The organism is Clostridium polyendosporum (genome assembly GCF_018332455.1).
GTDB classification, from domain to species: domain Bacteria; phylum Bacillota; class Clostridia; order Clostridiales; family Clostridiaceae; genus Clostridium_AY; species Clostridium_AY polyendosporum.
The window spans coordinates 123,628-148,224 of sequence record NZ_BOPZ01000002.1; the positions used below are offsets into that span (position 1 = coordinate 123,628).

Here is a 24,597-nt window from a genome sequence, read left to right on the forward strand (position 1 = left end):
AAGTGAAATCTGGCTCAAACTATAGATACACAACTTCATAATTGAATTAAGAATTTTAGGAAAAGTATTGAATGCAGAGACTTTTCCTAAATTTCGTTAATGATTGAAGTTGTGTATCTTAAATAGTCTCGATGTGTATTAAATTTTATTATCTAAGTTGTTATAATATAATAATGTTAAAAATTAATATTAAAGAACGTAAAAGTAGGGGGCATAAAAAATGCTAATTAAAAATGGTAAGATATTTACAATGACTGGAAAGAACTATGAAAATGGATGTATATTGATTAAGGATGGGAAAATTGTTAAAGTTGCAGAGTGTATAGATATAGAAGATGATATTATAATAGATGTTAAAGGCGCGTATGTAACACCAGGTATGATTGATGCTCATTGTCATATAGGTATAATAGAAGAAAATATGGGTTTTGAAGGCATGGATGTGAATGAGGCAGTAGATCCAATAACGCCACATCTTAGAGCTATTGATGGAATCAATCCATTTGATGGTTCCTTTAAAAAGGCGATAAAAGCGGGGATTACAACTGTAGTTACAGGCCCTGGAAGTGCCAATGTAATAGGAGGACATTTTGCAGCAATAAAGACTCATGGTATATGTATAGATGATATGATAATTAAAGAATCAGTAGCTATTAAGATTGCTTTGGGTGAAAATCCAAAGAGGATATATAAAGGAAAAAATAAATCACCAATGACTAGGATGGCTACAGCTGCACTATTAAGGGAGGCACTTATAGAGGCAGAAAATTATCTTAATAAAAAGAAAAAATCTCAACAACTAGGAGAATATTTCGAGAAGAAAATTAAATATGAGTCACTTATTCCTGTTATAGAGAAAAAGATTCCACTTAAAGCACATGTTCATAGAGCAGATGATATATTGACCGCTTTAAGAATAGCAAGGGAGTTTGATTTGAAAATTACCTTAGATCATTGTACTGAAGGCCATCTTATTTCGGAACACATAAGAAAATCATCCTATCCTGCAATTGTAGGACCTACGATGAGTTTTAGTTCTAAGATTGAGCTTTCAAATAAGAGTTTTGAAACTTCTGTTAAGCTTATGAAAAAAGGGGTCAAGGTTGCTATTATGACAGACCATCCTGTAATTCAAATTGAATATCTGCCTTTATGTGCAGCTTATGCTATGAAAGAGGGACTAACCTTCGAAGAGGCATTAAGCACAATAACAATTAATGCAGCTGAAATTATAGGTATAGATGATAGGGTTGGTAGTATTGAAGCTGGTAAAGATGCTGATATTGTAGTATTTAATGGAAGTCCTTTTGATATTTTAACAAATACGCTTTATACAATAGTTAATGGAGAAATAGTTTACAATTACAATTAATAAACATAAACAACTTCAATCCTGAATTATAGATTAGCTGTGAAGTTGTGTATCTATAGTTTAATCTAATAATTGTATTATTAGTAGTTATATGATATATTATTTAGAGTAAAATAAAACTGACTAGGCATCGAGCCTATTCAGTTTTAGCCAGATTTCACTTTGTGAAATGGCAAAGAATAAGACAGTTCGTAACCATCCTGTCTATAAATAAAACTATGGACTAATTGCTTAAACTTTGGAATTGGGTTAGGTAAGGAAAGTCATGCCCTTTTTTAATGGTGAGTAAGGTGTACATAGTTATTTGTACGCCTTTTTTTACGTGGAATTTTTATATCAAGTTTGAGGTGAAATATGAAAACAATTGGCATAACTACAACAGTTCCTATTGAAGTACTAATTGCAGCTGGATATAAAGTTATTGATTTAAACAATATTTTTATTACTTCAAAGGATTATGGAAAATATATTGAATTAGCTGAAAGAGATGGATTTCCTAAAAGCTGCTGTGCATGGATTAAAGGTATATATGGAGCATGTTTAGAAAATAACATTAAGGAAGTAATAGGTGTTATGGAAGGTGATTGTTCCAATACTAAAGCGCTTATTGAAGTATTAAACCTTAAAGGTATAAAGACGTATCCATTCTCTTATCCACATAGTCATAGTCTTGAGGATATAAGAGTATCTATTGATAGTTTTATGGATTTATTTAAGGTAAATATGCAGCAGGTTGAAGAAGTTAGAAAAAACATAAATGAAATAAGGGAATTAGCCAAGAAAATAGATGAAAATACATATAAGACTAATAAGACAACTGGTTTTGAGAATCATTTGTATCAGGTTTCTGTAAGTGACTTAAATGGAGACGCGAATGAGTTTAAAAGATTCTTAGAAGAGAAACTTAAAGAAATTGAAGGAAGAAAACCGATTAATAAAAAAGTAAGGCTAGGATTTATTGGAGTACCCCCAATGACAGCTGATATTTATGAATATGTAGAAGAGTTCAATGCTCATTTTGTTTATAATGAAGTTCAAAGAGAATTCGCATTTCCTAGAGTTGATAAAGCAAAAGACATATATGAACAGTATTACGATTATACATATGTATATAATATAGATTTTAGATTAAGCGATATAAAGAAGCAAATAGAAGAGAGAAAAATAGATGGAATAATACATTATACTCAAGCTTTTTGTTATAGAGCTATACAGGATATTGTAATAAAAAATGAGCTTAATGTTCCTGTACTAAATATTGAAGGTGATAGTATAAATAGTTTAGATTCAAGAACAAAGCTTAGGCTTGAAGCTTTTATAGATATGCTTATAGATATAAAGGAGGCAGCGATTTGAGGATACTTGGAATAGACCTAGGAAGCAGAGAAGTAAAAGTAGCATTAATGGAAGATAGAAAGATTGTAGAAAAATTTAAGGTTAGTACTGTGTCCTTCTATAGAGAGTATTGCAGTTTTGATGGAAAGATAATAGTAAACATGGAAAAGTTAAATCTAGGAAGGATAGATGCAGCTGTATCTACAGGGTATGGTAGAAATAATACAGACCTTAAAATGTTTAAGCCTATACAAGAGATAAAAGCTCATGTATATGGAGTGTTCTATCAAACAGATCTTAAAGATTTTGTACTTCTTGATGTAGGAGGACAGGATGTTAAGGTGGTAAAGGTTGAAAAGGGGATAATTACAGATTTAGAACTTAATGAAAAGTGTGCTGCATCCTGTGGAAGATATCTCGAGAATATGGCAAATGTATTAGAAGTTTCTCTAGATGATATGTTTGAGCATTATAAAAATCCGGTACAACTTAATTCAACATGTGCTGTATTTTCAGAATCTGAGCTTATAGGGAGAATTGCGGAAGGTACATCCCTAGATAGTCTATGTGCAGGAGTTAACTATTCTCTATACAAAAGATTGGCTCCATTATTGACAAAATTTAAGGGGAGAAAACTTATTCTCTCTGGTGGAGTAGCAAGAAATAAAGCATTAATTAGTTATCTAAAAAATGATTATGATGAGGTAATTTCACTTGATGAGTTCCAATTTAATGGAGCGCTAGGGTGCTGTTACTATGGAGAAAGGATGATTAAGATATGAAAAAAGCAGTTGTATTATTATCAGGTGGACTAGATTCAACTACGGCACTTTATTTAGCAAAGGAACAGGGCTTTGAGGTATATTCTATAAGTTTTAATTATGGTCAGAGACATAATAAAGAATTAGAGTGTGCAAAAAACATTGCTGAAAAAGCTGGTGTAAAGCAGCACATAGTTGTAAATACAAATATGGATGCTTGGGGAGGCTCTGCGCTTACTGATGAAAGTATTGAAGTACCAGAAGGTGACGAAAATAGAAAGGATATTCCTGTAACCTATGTGCCAGCAAGAAATATGATATTCTTAGCTTATGCTGCTTCGTATGCAGAAGTTGTTGGTGCTCAAGATGTTTTTATAGGGGTAAGCCAGGTGGATTATTCAGGATATGTAGATTGTAGAGAAGAGTTTATTAAGGCAATGGAAAATGCTATAAACATGGGTACTGTTTGTGCAGTAGAGCAGGGAAGAAAAATAAAGATACATGCCCCATTTATGTTTATGACAAAAACTCAGGAAATTGAGTTGGGTATGAAACTTGGTGTAGATTATAGCGACACATGGACTTGTTATAAGGGTGACGAACTTCCATGTGGAGAGTGTGATAGCTGTCTTTTAAGAATAAAGGCTTTTGAAGAAGCTGGTTTTCAAGACCCACTACAATATAAAAAATAAATGGAGAATAAATTAATGAAGAGAGTATCTATAACCAAGGAATTTACGTGGGATATGGCCCATATGCTTGGTGGTCATGAAGGATTATGTAAGAATCTCCATGGTCACACATATAAGATGCAAGTAGAGGTATGCAGAGCAGATGGTGATGTGATAAAAAATTGTGAAGCATCTAAGAGTATGGTAGTAGACTTTAAGGATTTAAAGAGTATAGTTAAGTCTAAGATTGTAGAACCTTTAGACCATGCCTTTATGTATTGGAATCAGTCTCCAGATGCGGCAGAACATCAGATTGCTGATGTTTTAAAGAGTACTGGGAAAAAGGTTGTAGAGGTAAGTTTCAGACCTACAGCAGAAGAAATGGCAATTGATTTTTTTGAGCGATTAAGTAAAGATTTAGAAGATTGTGGTTTAGAAGTTTTGTGTATAAGAGTTTGGGAAACACCATCAAGCTTTGCAGAAGTTAAAAAGGAGAAGTAACATGACACTAGAACAATTTAAAAACTCTCAAATACCAGTAGTTGAAATATTTAAGAGTATATCTGGAGAAGGAATTTCACAAGGTGAGGTAGTAACATTTATAAGAACTGCCGGCTGTAATTTGAGATGCAGCTATTGTGATACGACTTATAGTTATGATGAATGCAATAAGGATAATGAATATTTAACTGCTGATAAAATAGTAGAAAGATTAGAAGAGCTAGGTTGTAAGAGTATAATCTGCACTGGGGGAGAGCCTCTTGAGACTGGCAAAGCAAAGAGATATATTCCATTATATCTAGCAATTAAAGGCTTTAAAGTTAGAATTGAGACTAATGGAAGCTGTCCAGTATATTCTGATGAAGAGATAGCAGCTTTTTTAGGTGAGAATTCTAAGGTTAGTAATAATAAGCTAAATCTTGAGAATTTACCGATTTTCTATGCTTTAGATATTAAGTGTCCAGGTTCAGGAATGGCTCATAAAAATCTTTTTGAAGAGAACTTTAAATTACTTCGTTCTGGAGATGAAATAAAATTTGTAGTAGGTGGAGAAGAAGACATAAACTATGCACTTGAAACAATAGAACAATATAAGGATGTATTTTCATCTAAAGAGGTTGTTATTGATTTTTCACCGGTTTTTGGAAAAATAGACCCGAAGAAATTAGTTGAGATGCTGGTAGAGAAGGATAGCTATTTTACTGATAACAATATAAAGGTAAGACTTAGTTTACAAATTCATAAGTTCATTTGGAATCCAGAAACTAGAGGTGTTTAGAACTTTTTATTGGTTGTAATTTTATAAAGTAAAGTTTGAATAAGAATGAAAGGGTTTGATGCTCTTTCATTTTTATTTCTTTAAATATAGTTGAACTGATGGAACAAAGTGTTATAAGTACAAAAATATATAAACTAAACTTGAAAAAATACATATTAAATAATATTATTAATGTTGTAAATTTTTATAGGAATTAAATAGTAAGGTCATAAATAAGAAAATTGGTAAATTGAGAAGCATGTCTCAGTTTTATCAAAAATTGATTTTTAAGGGATGTGACGGAATGGTCAAGGTTATTATAGCGGAGAAGCCATCAGTAGCAAAAAATATTGCTGATGCACTAAATATAAAACAACGACGAGACGGATACTTTGAAGGTGAAAATTACATTGTAACATGGGCTTTTGGTCATTTATTACAGCTTTATGATGCAAAGGATTATGATCCAAAGATGGCATCATGGAGGATGGATAATTATCCGTTTATACCTAATGGATTTAAATATAAAATTAAGATAGATATGAGTAAAAAGGATAGTCCAGATAAGGGTGCAGAGAAGCAAGTAAATATTATTAAAATGTTGATTAATCGAGAGTCTGTTGATGGTGTTATTTCAGCCTGTGACTATGATCGTGAAGGGCAGATTATTGGTGATATTATAATTAAATATCTTAGGGTAACAAAGCCAGCATATAGATTGTTATTAAATGAGTGGACTCCTGATGAAGTTATTAAGGGTATGGAAAACTTAAAACCCAATATTGAAATGAAGCCTCTGCAAGATGCGGGAATAAGCAGGCAATGGGCAGACTGGGTTATTGGGATAAACTTGACCTCAGTTACAACATTAAAGTATCTAAGAGGGAAAGGACATCCGTTAAATATTGGACGTGTATTATTACCAACTTTGAAGATTATATACGATAGAGATAAAGAAATAGAAAACTTTGTTCCTGATAATTATCATAAGTTAGTAGCAACTTTTAAAACTGATAAAAATGAGGAGTATGAAGGAACATACCTACTAAATGAGGAAGAAAAATTTAGGAATAAAGACGATTTAGCAACACTAGTACCTAAAATAAAGCATGGTCAAGGAACAATCATTGATAAACAAGTAGAACGAAAAAAAGACTATTGTCCATATTTGTTTAACCTGTCAGGGTTACAAGGGTATATTACGAGTAAATATAAAGGTTGGACCTCAGATAAAGTATTAAAAGTTGCCCAGTCCCTATATGAGAAGAAATTTATAACATATCCACGTACAGCAAGTGTAGTATTAGAGGAGAGTTTAGTAGATAGAGTTAAGAAAGTGCTAAATATATTAAAAAAAGGATTACCATATGAGGATGAGATAAAGTTTAACGTTTCTAAACGTATTTTTGATAATTCCAAGGTGGAGAGCCATAGTGCTATAACACCTACGTATATATTGCCAAGCAACCTTACAAAAGATGAAGAGGCTGTTTATAGTGCTATTAAGAATAGATTTATAGCTCAGTTTATGCCAGTTGCAGAGTATGAAGAAACCAAAATTACTACAAAAATTAACAACAGTGAAGTAACTGGAGTATTTATATCAAAAGGAAAAGTTCAAATCATTGAAGGGTGGAAAAAGGTTGAAAATATAGAATCCAAGGATACTATACTTCCTTTAGTTGACGTAAATCAAATTGTAGATGTAGTTAATACTAAAATTACTTCTCATACAACAAAACCACCTAAATATCATACTGAAAAAACTCTTTTAAGAGTTATGGAGACCTGCGGAAAGAAATTTGAAGAAGAAGATAGTGAAGAAATGATGGAGGCTATATTAAGTGGTTTTAGTATAGGTACACCAGCTACAAGAGCTGAAATTATTAAAAAGTTAAAGGATATTGGCTATATCTACAGTAAAGGAAAAAGTTTGCAATGCACTGATTTAGGCAGAAGAATAATAGAATTTTTTCCTATTAAGAACTTAATGAATTTAGAGTATACAGGTAAGCTAGAAAAAACTTTATCAGATATGGAAAAAGGAAAAGTTGAAAGAAGTAGTTTTTTAAATCTAATATTTAATTTTACGAGGGAAGCAGTAGATACTATTAAAAGCAGTGAAAATGTTGTTATAAGTGGTACCGAAGAAACACCTTCCGTAGAAGAAACTATAGGCAAGTGTCCTTTATGTGGCAGTGCTGTAATTGAGGGGAAAATGGGATTTGGCTGCAGTAATTGGAGAAGTGGATGTAAATTTGTGGTATGGAAGCAGGATAAATTTCTACAGTCATTGAAGAAAAATGTTACTAAGGAAATGGTCCAAAAATTATTGCAGGATGGTGTGGTTCAGGTAAATGGCTTGGAAAGTAAAAAAGGCAATAAGTTTGACGCTAATTTAAGATACGAAAAAAATGCGAATAACAATTATTTTAGTTGGAAAATTGAGTTTATCAAGTAATTTTACCATCGTATTTATTTGGATAAACTTAATTTTAAGTGATATAATTAAAAGGCAAGAAAAGGGCTACCTACGGGATAGCCCTAAAATATGCTTACTAATAAGCTTATAATTGATTAGATATGCTACTATATATAGGCTACCTAGTAACTCTAAGTTGTTTATCTTTAAGTAAAAAAATAATGGGTATTTTAATTAATATGGAAAGGAGCAATAATGAAGCTTCAACAAAAGATCATTTGTCTTTTTATTGGTGTATTAATGCTTTCTATAGGAAGTATCACTATTTTATCCTTTTACCAAATGAGAAACCTGCTTGAAACACAGGTTAGCAAGGATATGTTAGATGTAACAAATTCAATTGCAGAAAATTATGTTGTTAAAGAGTATTTTGGGACAAGCGATAACGTATCAAATGAAATCCTTAACAATGAAATAGAAAAGCTAAGGCAAAAACTAGGTGTTCAATTTATAGTTGTTATGGATATGAAAGGGATAAGACAAACTCATCCTATAAAAGAAAAGATAGGGAAAAGGTTTGAAGGTGGAGACGAAAAGGCAGCTTTGACTAAAGGTGAAGAATACGTTTCCATGGGAAAAGGAAGCTTTGGCCCTTCCTTTAGAGTGTTTGCTCCCATTTATGAGGGAAGTAAGCAGGTTGGTGCAGTATGTATTGGGATAATTGCTGAGAACTATTATAATCAAATAAACGAAAGAATGAAAAAGTTTATTCCTTTTATTGTATTAGGACTTGCTTTAGGAGTTTGGGGGGCCATATTATTATCATACAATATCAAAAAAACTATTTTAGGACTTGAACCTGAGGAAATAACGCTTATTTTGAAGCAAAAAGAAACAGTGTTGGAAACGATTAAAGAGGGAATTATTTGTGTAGATGAACAAGGAAAGATAACTCTTTTTAATAAAGAAGCAGGAGTTATTTTAGGACTTGAAGAGTCTGATATTGGGAGAGGTATTACTGATTTTGTATACGGTAACATAATTGAAGATGCTCTAGGAAATGGGGAACCTATAGAAAATATTGAGGTAAAGGTAAGACCTGGGGTGAGTATAATATCAAAGTTCACTCCTTTAAGGAATGAAAAGAATAAACTGATTGGTATTTTAATTAATTTTAGGAATTTGACAGAAGTAAGAAAGTTAGCTGAGGAGCTTACAGGTATTAAAAAAATGACATGGTCACTAAGAGCTCAAAATCATGAATTTATGAATAAGCTCCATACTATTTCTGGGTTAATACAGCTAGAAGAGTACGAAGAAGTTCTTAAGTTTATAAATAATGTTGCTGATGAAAGAAAAAATATAAACACTATAGTCACAAAAAAAATAAAAGATATATCATTAGCTGCACTACTTCTTGCAAAGTATAGTAGAGCAGAAGAATCAAGGGTTAAGTTAATTATTGATGAAAATTCATCACTTAAAAAACTCCCTAAATATATAACCTCTGAAGAATTAGTTTCGTTGGTTGGAAATATATTAGAAAATTCTTTAGATGAAGTAAAAAATGATGGTAGTGGTGAAATTTATATAAAAATTTATGAGGAAAATGATATGCTTAAAATTTTTGTAAAGGATAATGGTAGAGGAATTAGGAGGGACATTGCTCCACACATATATGAAATGGGAGTTTCGAGTAAAGAAGGGCAAAGAGGTTATGGCATGTATTTAGTAAAAAACATTGTAGATGAAGCTAGGGGTACTATCAATTTTGAAGTAAATAATGGTACTGCGTGGTATATTGATATTCCAATGGGAGGGAGCGTTCAGGATGATAAAAGTGATGATTGTTGAAGATGATCCTATGGTAAGGGAAATAAATAGCAGATTTTTAGAAAAAGTTGATGGTTTTACTTTAGCAAAGGCAGCTAGTAATTTAAAGGAAGCAAAAGAGTTTGTATCTAAAAATAAGATTGATTTAATACTTCTTGATGTTTACCTACCAAAGGAAAGTGGATTAGACTTTTTAAAATGGCTTCGTAAGGAAGAGAAAATAATAGACATAATACTTATAACAGCAGATAAAAGTAGGGAAAGTGTACAAGAAGCTTTTAGGTTTGGGGCTGTAGATTATTTAATAAAACCTTTTTCTTTTGAGCGATTTAAGGAAGCATTATTTCTATTTAAAGAAAGATATGATCGCTTTAAGAAGAACGAGACTATTGAACAAGAGGAATTAGATAAATTAATAATAAGCAGTAAAAATACAGCGGATGTAAAGAAAGGAAATACAGATTTACTAGAAAAAGGCTTCAATAAGTATACTTATACTAGTATATGGGATGCAATAGAAAAAAAAGGTGATGAATATTTTGTCGCGGAAGATTTAGCTGAACAACTTGGAATAGCGAGAGTTACGGTAAGAAAGTATCTTGAGTATATGGACAAAGAAGGAAGATTAACAAAGTTAATTGAATATGGAAAAGTTGGCAGACCTCAACACAGATATAGGATAGTCGACACGACACTATCACCATAAATATAGATTAGTTAGTAGTTTATTTATGACAACTGTTTAGGGTAATATTTTTAGATCAACGGGAATTCGTTTATATACGAATTCCTTATTTTTATTTGCCATCATTTTGTGTAGTAAAATCTGACTCAATGTAGGTAGGCTAGGCGCCTACTCAAGCTTGGTTAGGCGCTTAAAGTATGTTGTTAAAATTTATACAAAGAAAACTAAAAAAACAAAATGCATTTTAAATTTACAGAATATTTTAAAAATAAGCTCCAGCTGATATCATTAAGTCATAAAGAACAACAACACTTTGAGGAGGATGAGAGGTATGAATTATTTTGAAGAAAGTTTAAAACTACATGAAAGAAGTATGGGAAAGGTTGAAGTTATATCAAAGATCAAAGTTGAAACAAGAGATGATCTAAGTTTGGCGTATAGCCCAGGTGTTGCAGAGCCATGTAGAAAGATTCATGAAAACGAAGAAAACGTATACAAATATACTTCAAAAGGAAATCTTGTAGCAGTAGTTACAGATGGAACAGCAGTACTAGGATTAGGAGATATAGGTCCAAAGGCTGGAATTCCTGTAATGGAAGGTAAAGCTATTCTATTTAAGGAGTTTGCTAGTGTAGATGCTTTTCCAATATGTTTAGATACTAAAGATGTTGATGAAATAGTAAAAACTGTTAAGCTAATAGCTCCAGGTTTTGGCGGAATAAACTTAGAAGATATCGGAGCACCAAGATGTTTTGAGATAGAAGAAAAACTTAAGAAGGAATTAGACATACCAGTATTTCATGATGACCAGCATGGTACAGCTATAGTAGTTTTAGCAGGATTAATTAATGCACTTAAACTAGTTGGAAAGAAAATCGAAGACTTAAAAGTAGTTGTAAATGGTGCAGGAGCAGCAGGTACAGCAATAGCTAAACTTTTACTTTCAACAGGAGTTAAGAACTTAATCGCTTGCGATAAGGTGGGCATACTTTATAGAGGTATTGAAAACATTGACGACGCTAAGAAGGCTTTAGCTGAAGTAACAAATCCAGATAATATTCAAGGAACTATGGCTGATGCATTAGTTGGAGCAGACGTATTCATCGGAGTTTCAGCTCCAGGGATTTTAAAACCTGAAATGGTTAGAACAATGAATAAGGATGCTATTGTATTTGCTATGGCAAACCCAACTCCAGAAATTATGCCGGACGAAGCTAAGGCAGCGGGAGTAAAAGTAATGGGTACAGGACGCTCAGATTTCCCAAATCAAATAAACAACGTTCTTGTTTTCCCAGGTTTATTCAGAGGAGCATTAGATGTTAGAGCAAAAGAAATAAATGAAGAAATGAAGATAGCAGCAGCATATGCAATTGCTAATGTAGTTAAAGAAGAAGAATTAAACTCAGAAAATGTTATTCCATTTGCATTAGATAAAGAAATAGCAGCAAAGGTAGCTGAAGCAGTAGCTAAAGCAGCAAGAGAAACAGGTGTTGCTAGAATATAAGGTTTTAAAAGGAGTAATGTCTAGCCCTTAGTGAATAAGGGTTAGACAAATATAAATCACTAAATTGTAAAGGTTTAAATGTAGGGGGTATTAACAATGAAAGTACCAATTTATAATTTTATGAAAAAGGTTCCTGGTGGAATGATGGTAGTTCCTCTACTTTTCGGAGCAACTATAAACACATTTTTTCCGCATGCTTTAGAAATCGGTGGATTTACTGAAGAATTATTCAAAAAAGGTGCACAACCATTAATCGGTATGTTCTTATGTTGTATGGGATCACAAATTGCTTTTAATAAAGCAGGACTTCCAATTAAAAGAGGATTTATTTCACTTATTACTAAATTTATTATAGGTGCAATCATAGCTATAACAGTTGGTAAAATGTTTGGAACAGCAGGAATACTTGGAATAACTCCAATGGTTTGGATGTCAGCTTTCTCAAGTGTTAATACAGGTCTTTATGTAGCAGTTGCAGATCAATATGGAGATGCAGCTGACGTTGGAGCAGGAGCAATCATAGCTTTAAGTGGTGGAGCATTCTTTACAATGATAGCTTTAGGTGCTAGTGGATTAGCAAACATTCCTATTCTTTCAATGGTAGCTGTTATCGTACCAGTTATAGTTGGATTTATTCTTGGTAACTTAGATTCAGGTATGAAAAAGTTTTTAGGACATGGACAACATACTTTAATTCCTTTCTTCGCATTTGCTTTAGGTGCAAACATGAACTTTATAAATCTTATTAAAGCTGGAGCACCAGGAGCAATATTAGGTCTACTAGTTCTTGTAATTTCAGGATTTGCAGGATACTTTGTACATCGTCTATTTGGATATCATGCAGGAGTTACAGCAGCTATTGGAAATACAGCTGGAAATCAATTAGCAACTCCATTAGCTATAGTTACAGCAGACGCAACATTAAAACCATATTTACAAACTGCTACAGCTCAAATTGCAACTTCAATTATAATAACTGCAATATTGTGTCCAATGCTTGTAGATTATTTAGATAAAAAGATTAAGGCTAAATCTGCAGCTAATGCGGTAGAAGCTGTAGCCTAATTTAGAAATTTTAAAATTAGTAGAGATGATTAAAAAATATTCATCTCTTTCTTTTTATAAGTAAATTGTATAACTTATTAAAGTCTATGATAGAAAAAATTGACCTATAGAAATACAAAGTTGTTAAGAGGACAATCTTATGAATAATTATTTAGGAGGTTTTTTATGAAAAATATATTGTATGAAGAAGATGCAAAAAATATTAGAAATATCATAGGCAGTAGAGACAAAGTGATAATTCGTGCTAATACAGCAAAAAAGATTCTTATTGAAGGTAATAAAAGGTATGTAAGTGGAAAACTTGCAAATAAAGATATATCCTTAAAAGTTCTTTCACAGCTTTATACAAATGGACAATATCCATTTGCAGCAATTTTGACTTGTTCAGACTCTAGAGTTTCACCTGAATTAATTTTTGATGTAGGATTAGGAGATATATTTGTAGTTAGAAATGCTGGAAATGTAGTTGATAGTATTGTATCTGGCAGCATTGAGTATGCAGTACAGTTACTTAATGTGCCATTAGTTATTGTTCTTGGACATGATAAATGTGGGGCAGTAAAGGCTGCTGTTGATGGGGGGGAGGTTTCACCAAATATAAAAGCAGTTACAAGTAATATTGATCCAGTAGTTAAATATGTAAAGGCTAACTATAAGAATATTAAAGGTGAAGAAATTGCTTCAAAAGTTGAAGATGAGAATATATTGTATTCAGTTAATAAACTTTTGGAAAATTCCGTAATAAAGGAATTGAAAAGTAATGGGAATGTTGATGTGATTCCAGTAAAATATAGCATGGCTACTGGAGAGGTTACATTTCTAGAAATTTTTAATGATAATTTAAAACAAATGAATGACACAAAGTATGGTTGATTTTTAAACAATTTAAGTTGTATATCTATAGATACTGGTTTTGTTAAATTAACTACAAAGTTTTCTTTATTACCAAAATACATTAAAAAAACACATAATATTTAAAGGTTTTCAGTTTGTTGGTAATATTATATCAATGATTTAAAAATCAAAAAATACTATTTAAAATTTTAAAGAAAAATAGGAGGAAAAAATGGGGTATTCAAGGTATAAATATGAGGATTTAAAGAAATTATGTAATGTAGCTTTTCAAAGGTTTGGATTTTCTAAGGTAGATAGGGAAACTATTACAGATGTATTGCTATTATCTGATTTATTTGGAATTGAGTCACATGGAGTTCAAAGATTAGTTCGTTACCATAAAGGAATCAAAAGTGGAATGATGAAAGTTCATGCAGAAATGGAAATTGTTCATGAAACTCCAGTATCAGCAGTTATCGACGCTCACCAAGGTATGGGACAAGTAGTTGGTAAAAGATCTATGGAAATGGCTATTAAAAAAGCAAAGAACTTAGGTATGGGAATGGTTGTAGTTAGAAATTCAAATCATTACGGTATCGCTGGATATTATGCAAGAATGGCTGCACAGGAAGGGTTACTTGGAATGTCAATGACTAATTCAGAGGCTATCCAAGTTCCTACTTTTGGGAAAGCAGCAATGATGGGAAGCAACCCAATTGCTATAGCAATGCCTGCAGAACCATATCCATTTCTTTTAGATATGTCTACAACTGTAGTTACAAGAGGCAAACTTGAAATTTACAATAAAAGAGCAGAAGCTCTTCCATTAGGTTGGGCGTTAGATAGTAAGGGAGCTGACTCTTCAGATGCTAAGGATGTACTATATAATATACAAAATAAACTTGGTGGAGGAATAGTTCCGTTAGGTGGTTCTTCAGAAGAATTTGGAGGCCATAAAGGCTATGGATTAGGAGTTTCAGTTGAATTATTTACAGCAATCTTATCTGGTGGATTAACTGCAAATTATACTCATATGAACAACGTTGGTGGAACATGTCATTGGTTCTTTGCAGTAGATTATGGCATCTTTGGTGATAAAAAGGTAATAGAAGCTGGTATGTCTAAGTACTTACAAGAACTAAGAGATTCAGATAAAGCTGAAGGGCAAGACAGGATATACACCCATGGTGAGAAAGAAATAGAAGCATATAATGATAGACTAGCTAATGGAATATTAGTAAATGAAAATACCTTAGAGGAAATTCGAAATATGTGTAATTATCTTGATTTGTCAGTGAATGATTACTTAAAGGAAATATAGTAATTCCAATAAATATTAGCTAGGAGGTATTTTAAAAAATGAACTTGGACTGTTTGAATTTTAAAGGTAATAAAAAAATATATAGAAATTTACCTGTATCAGATTTAGTAGAATTAGCTGTTAAGAGAGGGGAAGGAGTTTTATCTAGCTCTGGAGCACTTGTAATCCATACCGGAAAATATACAGGAAGATCACCAAAGGATAGATTTATAGTAAAACAAAAGAGCGTAGAAGATAAAATAAATTGGGGGGAAATAAATGAACCTCTAGAAGAAATCATCTTCGATGAACTGTATAATCAGGTAATAAATTACCTTTGTGAAAAAGATTTATTTGTATTCGATGGTTTTGTAGGTGCAATGAATACCTATCGTAATGGTGTTAGAGTAATTAGTGAATATGCCTCTCAAGCTCTCTTTGCTAACCAAATGTTTTTAAGACCTACAAGTGATGAGCTTGATGATTATCAGACGGATTTTAAAATTATATGTGCTCCAGGATTTAAAGCCCGTGGAAGTTTAGATGGAATTAATTCAGAAGCATTCATAATAGTTAATTTTGATAAAAAGCTTGTTCTTATTGGAGGTACTTTATATTCTGGTGAAATAAAAAAATGTATGTTCTCAATAATGAATTACATTCTTCCAAGTAGAGGGGTATTTCCTATGCATTGTTCAGCAAATATAGGAGTTGAAGGCGATACTGCAGTATTTTTTGGGTTATCAGGGACCGGAAAAACAACACTCTCATCAGATCCAGATAGAAGGCTTATTGGAGATGATGAGCATGGTTGGTGTGATGAAGGCATCTTTAATTTTGAAGGTGGATGTTATGCAAAAACAATAAGGCTTTCAGCTGAAAATGAAAAAGAGATATACGGAGCAATAAAATTTGGAGCTGTTCTTGAAAACGTTATATTAAATAAAGATAAAACACTTAATTATGATGATGATAGTTTAACTGAAAATACAAGAGCAGCATATCCACTACATTATATAGATAATATTGAAGCTACTGGTATTGGTTCTCAGCCTAACACAATAATATTTTTAACAGCAGATGCCTTTGGAGTATTACCTCCTATTTCAAAGTTAAGTAAAGAAGCAGCAATGTATCACTTTATGTCTGGATATACAAGTAAACTTGCAGGTACTGAAAGAGGTATTAAAGAACCTCAAGCAACTTTTTCATCCTGTTTTGGTGAACCATTTATGCTTCTGAATCCAACAGTTTATGCAAAATTATTAGGAGAAAGAATAGAAAAAAATAATGTTGATGTATACCTAGTAAACACAGGATGGTCAGGTGGAGCGTATGGAGTAGGACAAAGAGTTAAATTATCCTATACAAGAGCTATGGTAAGTGCTGCACTTGAGGGAAATTTGAAAGATGTTAGCTATGTCGAAGATGAAATATTTAAAGTTCAAGTTCCTACTTATTGTCCTGGTGTTCCTAATGAAATACTAGATCCTAAGAATACTTGGAGAAATAAGTCTGAATACTATGTTAAGGCTAAAGAATTAGCTGAAAAATTTGAAAATAACTTTAAGAAGTTTAAAAATATACCTGAGAACATTATTCAAGCAGGACCTAATTCAGATAATATACAATCTGTGCAAGAGGTCGCAGTAACTAACTTTTAAGTTTTATAAAAAAGTTATAAAGTTTTTCTCATGATTAATATGTCTTTATAATTCCCCCAAATTATAATAGACGCAGAATAACAAAGTACAGATAAGGATAATAATAAATTAAAATAAAACTGAGCAGGCATCAGGCCTATTAACCTTCAGCTAGATTTCACTTTTTGTGAAATGACAGCCAATAAAAGAGGTTATCGCTAAAAGGTAATTGATAATTGCCTTTTAGGATATCCTCTTTTCTGTTTATATTACTATATTAGCTATTATTTAAAATTCGTTTATAAACCGAAAGCGTTCTGTTTGCAGCCTTATCTATATTAAACATTTCTTCACACCATTGTCTGCCCCAATTTCCAATTTCTATTCTTTTATAATAATTTGTAGCTAGATATTTCATATCCTCGTAAAGGCTCAGTGGATCGGGCTCTTTTATGGAGTCGTGGTCTCCAAAGTAAGTTTGCCACTGAATATCCTTATTTTGTTCACTAACAATTCCCACATAACCACTATTACCGATGGCTATTACAGGTTTTTTACAACTCATTGCTTCTAATGCAACTCTTCCGGTACCAATTACAATATCGCTTATCATATAATAATCAATTACATTGTGTTTCGCACCAACAACATGAAATGCATCTCTTTCTAAGCAGCTATTTAACATATTTGCCTCTCTCTGCAGCATTTCTTTTCCGTCTCCATCGCCAATAATAATAGCGTGTATATTATCATATTTATTTGCTAATTTATTGAACCCAAATATAAAACTCTCAGCTGCAAATGTTTTTTGCCATGCTAACCTGCTGCAATAAGTTATTACTAAATCATTTGGAGCAATATTTAATTCTTCTCTAATATTAGTTTTGACTGTTTCTTTAGTATAATCTTCTAAAGTTACTCCGTTGGCTATACCAAATAATTTACTCTTTACTTGATTGCCTAATTTTCTAACAAGTAGTCTTTCTACAGGTTTACTCACTGGAATAATTGCATTAGTATTGAAGCATGTGTTAAATAACACATCATTGGGATAAAATAATCCATGAATTGTTGTTACATAAGGAATATTATATCTCTTATTGATTTCGCTTGCTATACTCATACTTGTAAATAAATGGGCATGCAATAAGTTAATCTTTTCCGTATCTATTATCTCTTTAACTAACTTAATACAGCTGAATAGTTTTTTATTAGACATATGCTCTGTATTTAAAGGTATTTTAAATATCTTTATTCCATTATATTGAAACAGAGTTGTTAAAGGTCCCCCACTAGTTCCCACTACCACATAAATTCCCATGTCTATAAGTTTTTTAACTAAGTGTAACACATGAGTTTCAGTTCCACCTAGATTAAGAGCATCAACTAATATCAATACTCTAATCGAGCTTTCATTATTTAATTTACTTATATTCTCAGGTTTTTTAATAATAAATTCTCTATAAATTATATGGCCTTTTATATCACTTGCAGCAATTGATTCAATAGTATAATTATAGTATTGTTGTTCATTGATTAAATGATATGCTTTATCATGCCTTCTATAGTTATATAATATCTTGTTAATTTTCTCTACTTTAGATTGTTTTAGAAGCTCTAATAAAAGTCCAATCTGATCATCGAATTCTTCGGGTTCTTCTGGAACGTTAATTTTATTAATTAATTCCCTACGTATTAAAAGCGTTGGGAAAACTATTGGTATGAAATCACCTAAAATAGCCTTTTCTATAGTTTTAGAATCTACATAATAATTTTGCAATCGCTCTATAAACAAACAAGCTTTTTTATACTTCTGAACATCTGTAGTACATTTAATTAAACATGAAACCATATCGAGATCTTTATTTGACAATAAATATTCTACCTGATTTTTAATTCTATTTTCAGTGCTCGTATCGTCTGGATCATGCCTAGTTATAAAATCACCAGATGAAACTTTTAATCCACTAAAAAATGCATAAGTTAGTCCTTTATCTGAACTAGTCCGTATTACTTTTATCCTCTCGTCTTTTATTTGATCAATTAAATCATAAGTTCTATCATCTGAACCAGTATCTACTATTATCAATTCCAGATTTTTGTAAGTTTGACTAAGTATACTATTGATACTTTCAACTATATACTTTTCACAATTATGCACTGGCATAATAATACTTACTAACGGGAGTGTTTGTATTTCTTCTTTTGGTTCATCAGAAAGTGGTTCATCATAAAGCACTTCTCTAAGATTTTGGACTCTATGGCCCTTGTTTAGAAGTCTATAGATAAACTCAAAAGATTCTCTTCCTAATATTTTTCTATTTAGTCCTCCTGTTTCGTTTATAATACGAGTTCTTAACATAATAGTATTAATGTTTACACAGGGCATATAATCAACTATATAGCTGTACTCAATATCCTCGTCATACTTAACAAAATTAGACCCACCACCAAAGTTTGTACCAACCACACTAGTAAGAAAGTTCTCGTTAAGATATTCAACCTGTTTTTGTATTCTCCCTCTATTACTTATTCTATCTTCACCATGAAATGCTATATATTCCCCTTTAGCTAAGTAAGCCCCAATGTTATAGGTCCAAGGATACGATATTATTCTTGGAAGCTTAAAATAAATAAATTCCTTAATAGCTACATTTTTTTTATCCTTTTTATTAAACCACCATTCGTTTATTGTATTTTGTATATTATTATCTAATGTGTTATCAATGATAATCAATTCTATATTTTTATAGGTTTGATAAGCAATACTATCTAATATATCAATTATAGAATTTAATTCATTTTCTAGTACGATTACAGTAGAAACCATGCTTTCTATAGTTTTTAATGCTTCTGGTAAGTACTTACCATCAGTTATTTTATTAGCATCTTCTAATTTTTTGCTTTTCTGTCCCTCATGTTCTCTTACATAGTATAAGTTTTCATTTATATTAGATATAACGTAATCGTTATTTATGATGTCTTCTATGAGATAATAATCATTTAGATTATTGGTAACTTTTTTAAAACCAATTATTGTGTCTAGTATATCTGCTCTAAACATAAGTGTCCCAGAGCATACACAGTGTTCGAATTTTTCCTTATAACTTCGTTCTATTGAGTCGCTGTCATAGATTAACCACTCAGCAACTCCTATTATATTATCTATATTTTCATTAAATGATTTATAGCTCGAACCTACTGCAGCAGTATCAATATTACTTATTAAATAATCCACTTGTTTTTTTATGCGATCTTCACTACTTATATCATCAGAAGAATGAATTACAATATATTCACCTTTAGCTAAATAAAAACCTATATTCCAAGCCCACCATTCATCCCGATTTCTAGGTAGTTTTAAATAGATGAAATCTGCGAACACATTTCTGTTTTCTTCACTCCATTTTTTAATAACGTCTTCAGTATCATCAGTTGAACAGTCATCAATTAAAATTACCTCGATATTTTTATAAGTTTGTTTTTTTAGGCCATCTAATGCATCGCATATATACTGAGCTCTATTATAAGTTGGAATTACAACGCTTACTAAGCCTGGTTGTCTCTCATAATAATACATAAACTAAGTGTCCTCCTTTATAAAGGTATTAAAAAAACTAAATTTTCAACTAATCTTTCTACCTTTATTAACTATACCTTTGTACTTTTTAATAATTTAAGACTTTAGTATATATGTGTAATCTATATAGTCAGATGGTAAACGAAGACTTTGCTATCGTTATATGTTAGTATCTGATATGGATATTTTTGATAATTAATATTTATAGGTGTATATAAAATAGCATCAACTGCGTAAGAAATAATGTCGAAACTATTTATTCTATATCAATATATGGAAGTATCTTGTTTATTGTGTATAAATTGTATTGATAATAACATATTTTTACTTCTTTAGAATGTAAAAAGCTATGAAGTAGAATATAGCTTCATAGCTTAGTGAATTACATTTCTATTTAAGATTTTCCAGTTCCCTTTTTACATAGTCAAGTTTTATCAGTTTTTCCTTTATTTCATCAACATTTAACCTGGTTGTATTTTCAGATGTATAATCTGTTGCATTTAATATATTAAATTGGTCTTCTACAAAGTCATTGCTGTTATGCAAATTTGCATTATTAGATTTAATTCTATAATAATTGCCGTTATCTTCACATCGTAACATCTCTTCTCTAGTGACTAAAGTTTCATGAATTTTTTCACCATGTCTAACTCCAATTATTTTGATTTCTGTATTTGATTTAAATAATTCTTTTAGGGCAATAGCCAAATCATATATAGTAGATGCTGGGGGCTTCTGAACCCAAGTGTCGCCTTGAACACCATGTTTAAATGCATTTATAACTAAATCAATGGCCTCATCAAGACTCATTAAAAATCTAGTCATATTTGGATCTGTTATAGTTATCGGTTCATCGTTTTTAATTTGTTGTATAAATAAAGGTATTACAGAACCTCTTGAGCACATAACATTGCCATAACGGGTACAACATAGTACTGTTTCTGAAGCGTTTAATTCTCTAGACTTTGCAGCAACTAATTTTTCCATTAATGCCTTACACATACCCATGGCATTTATAGGGTATACTGCTTTATCAGTACTTAAAAATATGGCTTTGCGTACATTGTTTTCAACTGCTGCATTTATTAGATTTTGTGTTCCCAATACATTTGTTCTAACAGCTTCTATAGGATAAAACTCGCATGTCGGCACTTGCTTTAATGCAGCTGCATGAAAAATATAATCTACATCTTTTGTGGCACTATATAAGCTTTCAAAGCTTCTTATGTCACCAATAATAAATTTAATTTTTTTATTATTATATTTTAATCTCATATCATTTTGTTTTTTCTCGTCTCTGCTAAATATACGTATCTCTTTGATGTCTGTGTTTAAAAATCTATTTAATACTGCGTTACCAAAGGAACCTGTACCTCCAGTTATTAAAATGATGTTATTTTTAAACATCTATCATTCCCTCCCGTGATATAATCATTTGCTTAATTCAACGTTATTTAAACTTTAATATATAAAAATCTCATTTTAATACTAAGATGCATATAAAGCTCTATGTTTTTAAAATATTGTCGTATTATAATATGCACGAAACTAAATAGGTTTCCTATCATTATAGGAAAACACATGAATTTATGCTTCTATGATAAAGAACTCATTATTCATAGTTTTATACAGTAAACTAAAAGTTCAATTTAGAGGTTTCAATGGATACAGACACAGACGTTACATTATTTCCATATAATGTATTAAGAAAATAATAACTATCTATTAATTATTCAATGTTGTTAAGAGATAGATAAAATAACTCTATCACTGAATTAGCTAAGATTAAGGTTACTTATTTTTATTTATATAGTTTTTAAATGTAATTTCTACTAATCTGCCTTGTAAAAATTGAGGGGGAAAACTAATGGATAACTTATTAAATCAGGTCTATAAAATATGGGGCTTTAAGAAAGTTGAATTAATTAAAGCTATTAGATCTGGAATATCTAAAAAAATATACTTGATAGAAACAAATGAAGGAAAATTTATATTGATGGGATTTGGCCCAACGTATTCTGAAGAAAGCTTTTTAAGGTATATTTCGGTGCTAGAGTATTTAGAAAACAAGCCAGTAAAACTTGCTCCCAAAATTCTAATGGATAAGGAGGGTAATTCCTATGCTAAAATTGATAATAAATTTATATGCATCATGGAATATATTGATGGGCGAACCTTAGGGGAAGAACTGGAAGACGAATATAGATTAGGAGAAACTATCGCTTTATTACACTCTTTTGATGATTTTCAAATAGAGAGTGATATAAGGATAAATGATACTATTGAAGAGGCTTATAAAAAGTTTTATGAATGTCCCTACAAAAGTAAGTTATATAAAATAATCGATGTACTCCCAAATTTCTATGATTATAGGCAGGGATTTATCCATACAGATATTGCACCCCATAATGCGATAATAAATAAGAATAATAAAGTAATACTGATTGATTTCGATGGAGCTGGGAAAGGTTCTATTTACATCGATGCAGGTTTTCCGCTTATAACACAATTTGTACGATTTCATGGTCCTGGCGATCTAAGGTTTAACTATGAGAATGCAAAAGCCTTTTACTCGGGATATTCATCTATAACTAAATTAGAAACTAAGGATAAACAACTTATCTATGCTGGAGCTGTTTTTTGGCAGCTGGCACATATGCCATCCTATCAACCAGGAACCGAAAATAATATGCTTGATATACTAAAATTCGCAATAGCAAATAGAGATGAGTTGATCTCAGTACTTTAAAATTATTTTTCCGTGTTTTGATGCAATACAGAAAAGAGGCATGTAGAAAAGGTATTTTTATACTTTTGTTACAGCCTTTTTTACATATATGGAAGAGAATGACTAAGATGATTCAAGTAATGATTATTGAAGATAATCTCATGGTAATAAAAATAGATGGTAATTCTAAAAAGATTTAAGCTGTTAATTTATAGATAAACAAAACTAAAAAAACAAAATGCATTTGAAATTTAAGGTCAAACTGGTATTATATAATGAGTGAGGAACAAAAAACTTCTAGGAGGATGAAAGATATGAATTACTTTGAAGAAAGCTTAAAGCTTCACGAAAGAAGTGTAGGGAAGGTTGAAGTTGTTTCAAAAATTAAGGTAGAAACAAGGGATGATTTAAGTTTAGCTTATAGTCCTGGTGTTGCAGAGCCATGCAGAAAGATCCACGAAAATGAAGAAAATGTATATAAATATACTTCAAAAGGAAATCTTGTAGCAGTAGTTACTGATGGAACAGCGGTACTAGGGTTAGGTGATATAGGTCCAAAAGCTGGTATGCCAGTTATGGAAGGAAAAGCTATTCTATTTAAGGAGTTTGCTGGAGTAGATGCTTTCCCAATATGCTTAGACACTAAAAATGTTGATGAAATAGTGAAAACTGTTAAATTAATATCTCCGGGATTTGGAGGAATAAACTTAGAAGATATAGGAGCACCAAGATGCTTTGAAATCGAAGAAAGACTTAAGAAAGAATTAGATATACCAGTATTTCATGATGACCAACATGGTACGGCTATCGTAGTTCTTGCAGGATTAATCAATGCACTTAAGTTAGTTGGAAAGAAAATGAAAGACTTAAAAGTAGTTGTAAATGGTGCAGGGGCAGCTGGTACAGCAATCGCTAAGCTTTTACTTTCAACAGGAGTTAAGAATCTAATTGCTTGTGATAAGGTAGGGATTCTTTATAGAGGAATAGAAAATGTTGATGATGCTAAGAAAGCTTTAGCTGAAGTAACAAATCCTGATAACATACAAGGAACTATGGCAGACGCTTTAGTTGGAGCAGACGTATTTATTGGCGTTTCAGCTCCAGGAATATTAAAGACTGAAATGGTTAAAACAATGAATAAAGATGCTATAGTATTTGCAATGGCAAATCCAGTTCCAGAAATCATGCCAGATGAAGCAAAGGCTGCAGGTGTAAAAGTAATAGGTACAGGACGTTCAGACTTCCCAAATCAAATAAACAACGTTCTTGTTTTCCCAGGTGTATTCAGAGGTGCATTAGATGTTAGAGCAAAAGAAATAAATGAAGAAATGAAGATTGCAGCAGCATATGCCATAGCTAATATAGTTAAAGAAGAAGAATTAAGTTCAGAAAATGTTATTCCATTTGCATTAGATAAGACAATAGCACTAAAGGTAGCGGATGCGGTAGCTAAAGCTGCAAGAGAAACAGGTGTTGCAAGAATATAGTTTATGATGAGTTTTCATTATTATAAATGTAAAGTTTTAAAATGGGGGTAATAAAGATACACTACTTCAAATCTTAAACAATTCATGAAAAAGTAGTGCATATTGGGCTATTTTTATGG

General features: G+C 31.5%; 18 protein-coding genes. 16 read left to right on the plus strand and 2 right to left on the minus strand.

Annotated features, from left to right (window positions below):
- Positions 1-220 precede the first annotated feature (220 nt).
- The 14 genes from CPJCM30710_RS01670 to pckA all read left to right on the plus strand — a co-directional run bounded on the left by CPJCM30710_RS01670 (position 221) and on the right by pckA (position 16,704).
- Positions 221-1,372, plus strand: a complete 1,152-nt coding sequence (locus tag CPJCM30710_RS01670) for an amidohydrolase (protein WP_212902432.1) — start codon at positions 221-223, stop codon at positions 1,370-1,372.
- A 354-nt stretch (positions 1,373-1,726) separates the two neighbouring features.
- Positions 1,727-2,728, plus strand: a complete 1,002-nt coding sequence (locus CPJCM30710_RS01675) for a 2-hydroxyacyl-CoA dehydratase family protein (RefSeq protein WP_212902433.1) — start codon at positions 1,727-1,729, stop codon at positions 2,726-2,728.
- Positions 2,725-3,489, plus strand: coding sequence for an acyl-CoA dehydratase activase (locus tag CPJCM30710_RS01680; protein ID WP_212902434.1), 765 nt, complete (start codon positions 2,725-2,727; stop codon positions 3,487-3,489). Before CPJCM30710_RS01675 ends, CPJCM30710_RS01680 begins: the two co-directional genes overlap by 4 nt.
- Entirely contained in the window at positions 3,486-4,160 is a 675-nt protein-coding gene (gene queC / locus CPJCM30710_RS01685; RefSeq protein WP_212902435.1) for a 7-cyano-7-deazaguanine synthase QueC, read from the plus strand. The genes CPJCM30710_RS01680 and queC overlap by 4 nt, the downstream gene beginning before the upstream one ends.
- A gap of 15 nt (positions 4,161-4,175) precedes the next feature.
- The gene (locus CPJCM30710_RS01690) at positions 4,176-4,640 is read left to right on the plus strand and encodes a 6-pyruvoyl trahydropterin synthase family protein (RefSeq protein ID WP_212902436.1); all 465 of its coding nucleotides are present in this window, start codon (positions 4,176-4,178) and stop codon (positions 4,638-4,640) included.
- Between the two features lies 1 nt (position 4,641).
- Positions 4,642-5,418 (plus strand): radical SAM protein, encoded by a 777-nt coding sequence (locus tag CPJCM30710_RS01695; RefSeq protein ID WP_212902437.1) that lies wholly within the window; start codon positions 4,642-4,644, stop codon positions 5,416-5,418.
- A 283-nt stretch (positions 5,419-5,701) separates the two neighbouring features.
- Positions 5,702-7,858 (plus strand): type IA DNA topoisomerase, encoded by a 2,157-nt coding sequence (locus CPJCM30710_RS01700; protein WP_212902438.1) that lies wholly within the window; start codon positions 5,702-5,704, stop codon positions 7,856-7,858.
- A gap of 216 nt (positions 7,859-8,074) precedes the next feature.
- Positions 8,075-9,673: an ATP-binding protein gene (locus tag CPJCM30710_RS01705; protein WP_212902439.1), complete on the plus strand. Its 1,599-nt coding sequence runs from the start codon at positions 8,075-8,077 to the stop codon at positions 9,671-9,673.
- The gene (locus CPJCM30710_RS01710) at positions 9,651-10,358 is read left to right on the plus strand and encodes a response regulator (RefSeq protein WP_212902440.1); all 708 of its coding nucleotides are present in this window, start codon (positions 9,651-9,653) and stop codon (positions 10,356-10,358) included. Before CPJCM30710_RS01705 ends, CPJCM30710_RS01710 begins: the two co-directional genes overlap by 23 nt.
- Before the next feature lie 310 nt (positions 10,359-10,668).
- Positions 10,669-11,841: an NAD(P)-dependent malic enzyme gene (locus CPJCM30710_RS01715; RefSeq protein ID WP_212902441.1), complete on the plus strand. Its 1,173-nt coding sequence runs from the start codon at positions 10,669-10,671 to the stop codon at positions 11,839-11,841.
- Between the two features lie 96 nt (positions 11,842-11,937).
- Positions 11,938-12,906 (plus strand): 2-keto-3-deoxygluconate permease, encoded by a 969-nt coding sequence (locus CPJCM30710_RS01720; protein WP_212902442.1) that lies wholly within the window; start codon positions 11,938-11,940, stop codon positions 12,904-12,906.
- A gap of 165 nt (positions 12,907-13,071) precedes the next feature.
- Positions 13,072-13,779 carry a carbonic anhydrase gene (locus CPJCM30710_RS01725; protein ID WP_212902443.1) on the plus strand — a complete coding sequence of 236 codons (708 nt, stop codon included), beginning with the start codon at positions 13,072-13,074 and terminating at the stop codon, positions 13,777-13,779.
- A gap of 193 nt (positions 13,780-13,972) precedes the next feature.
- Entirely contained in the window at positions 13,973-15,061 is a 1,089-nt protein-coding gene (locus CPJCM30710_RS01730; RefSeq protein WP_212902444.1) for an Ldh family oxidoreductase, read from the plus strand.
- Between the two features lie 38 nt (positions 15,062-15,099).
- Positions 15,100-16,704: a phosphoenolpyruvate carboxykinase (ATP) gene (pckA, locus tag CPJCM30710_RS01735; RefSeq protein WP_212902445.1), complete on the plus strand. Its 1,605-nt coding sequence runs from the start codon at positions 15,100-15,102 to the stop codon at positions 16,702-16,704.
- Positions 16,705-16,960: 256 nt separating this feature from the next.
- Here the strand turns inward: pckA and CPJCM30710_RS01740 are convergent, their stop codons facing one another.
- Together CPJCM30710_RS01740 and CPJCM30710_RS01745 are read right to left on the minus strand one after the other, a co-directional pair.
- Positions 16,961-20,263 carry a glycosyltransferase gene (locus CPJCM30710_RS01740; RefSeq protein ID WP_212902446.1) on the minus strand — a complete coding sequence of 1,101 codons (3,303 nt, stop codon included), beginning with the start codon at positions 20,261-20,263 and terminating at the stop codon, positions 16,961-16,963.
- Between the two features lie 390 nt (positions 20,264-20,653).
- A complete protein-coding gene (locus tag CPJCM30710_RS01745) occupies positions 20,654-21,670 on the minus strand; it encodes a polysaccharide biosynthesis protein (protein WP_212902447.1) in 1,017 nt (338 codons plus the stop codon).
- A gap of 460 nt (positions 21,671-22,130) precedes the next feature.
- Here CPJCM30710_RS01745 and CPJCM30710_RS01750 point away from each other — a divergent pair, with 460 nt between their 5' ends.
- Positions 22,131-23,012 (plus strand): phosphotransferase enzyme family protein, encoded by an 882-nt coding sequence (locus tag CPJCM30710_RS01750; protein ID WP_212902448.1) that lies wholly within the window; start codon positions 22,131-22,133, stop codon positions 23,010-23,012.
- Between the two features lie 293 nt (positions 23,013-23,305).
- Entirely contained in the window at positions 23,306-24,478 is a 1,173-nt protein-coding gene (locus tag CPJCM30710_RS01755; protein WP_212902449.1) for an NAD(P)-dependent malic enzyme, read from the plus strand.
- Positions 24,479-24,597 lie beyond the last annotated feature (119 nt).

Excerpts from the sequence above, each read along its gene's own strand:
- CPJCM30710_RS01670 (WP_212902432.1), top strand. The coding sequence starts at position 221 with ATGCTAATTAAAAATGGTAAGATATTTACAATGACTGGAAAGAACTAT.
- CPJCM30710_RS01675 (WP_212902433.1), top strand. The coding sequence starts at position 1,727 with ATGAAAACAATTGGCATAACTACAACAGTTCCTATTGAAGTACTAATT.
- queC (WP_212902435.1), top strand. The coding sequence starts at position 3,486 with ATGAAAAAAGCAGTTGTATTATTATCAGGTGGACTAGATTCAACTACG.
- CPJCM30710_RS01690 (WP_212902436.1), top strand. The coding sequence starts at position 4,176 with ATGAAGAGAGTATCTATAACCAAGGAATTTACGTGGGATATGGCCCAT.
- CPJCM30710_RS01695 (WP_212902437.1), top strand. The coding sequence starts at position 4,642 with ATGACACTAGAACAATTTAAAAACTCTCAAATACCAGTAGTTGAAATA.
- CPJCM30710_RS01700 (WP_212902438.1), top strand. The coding sequence starts at position 5,702 with ATGGTCAAGGTTATTATAGCGGAGAAGCCATCAGTAGCAAAAAATATT.
- CPJCM30710_RS01705 (WP_212902439.1), top strand. The coding sequence starts at position 8,075 with ATGAAGCTTCAACAAAAGATCATTTGTCTTTTTATTGGTGTATTAATG.
- CPJCM30710_RS01710 (WP_212902440.1), top strand. The coding sequence starts at position 9,651 with ATGATAAAAGTGATGATTGTTGAAGATGATCCTATGGTAAGGGAAATA.
- CPJCM30710_RS01715 (WP_212902441.1), top strand. The coding sequence starts at position 10,669 with ATGAATTATTTTGAAGAAAGTTTAAAACTACATGAAAGAAGTATGGGA.
- CPJCM30710_RS01720 (WP_212902442.1), top strand. The coding sequence starts at position 11,938 with ATGAAAGTACCAATTTATAATTTTATGAAAAAGGTTCCTGGTGGAATG.
- CPJCM30710_RS01725 (WP_212902443.1), top strand. The coding sequence starts at position 13,072 with ATGAAAAATATATTGTATGAAGAAGATGCAAAAAATATTAGAAATATC.
- CPJCM30710_RS01730 (WP_212902444.1), top strand. The coding sequence starts at position 13,973 with ATGGGGTATTCAAGGTATAAATATGAGGATTTAAAGAAATTATGTAAT.
- pckA (WP_212902445.1), top strand. The coding sequence starts at position 15,100 with ATGAACTTGGACTGTTTGAATTTTAAAGGTAATAAAAAAATATATAGA.
- CPJCM30710_RS01740 (WP_212902446.1), bottom strand. The coding sequence starts at position 20,263 with ATGTATTATTATGAGAGACAACCAGGCTTAGTAAGCGTTGTAATTCCA.
- CPJCM30710_RS01745 (WP_212902447.1), bottom strand. The coding sequence starts at position 21,670 with ATGTTTAAAAATAACATCATTTTAATAACTGGAGGTACAGGTTCCTTT.
- CPJCM30710_RS01750 (WP_212902448.1), top strand. The coding sequence starts at position 22,131 with ATGGATAACTTATTAAATCAGGTCTATAAAATATGGGGCTTTAAGAAA.
- CPJCM30710_RS01755 (WP_212902449.1), top strand. The coding sequence starts at position 23,306 with ATGAATTACTTTGAAGAAAGCTTAAAGCTTCACGAAAGAAGTGTAGGG.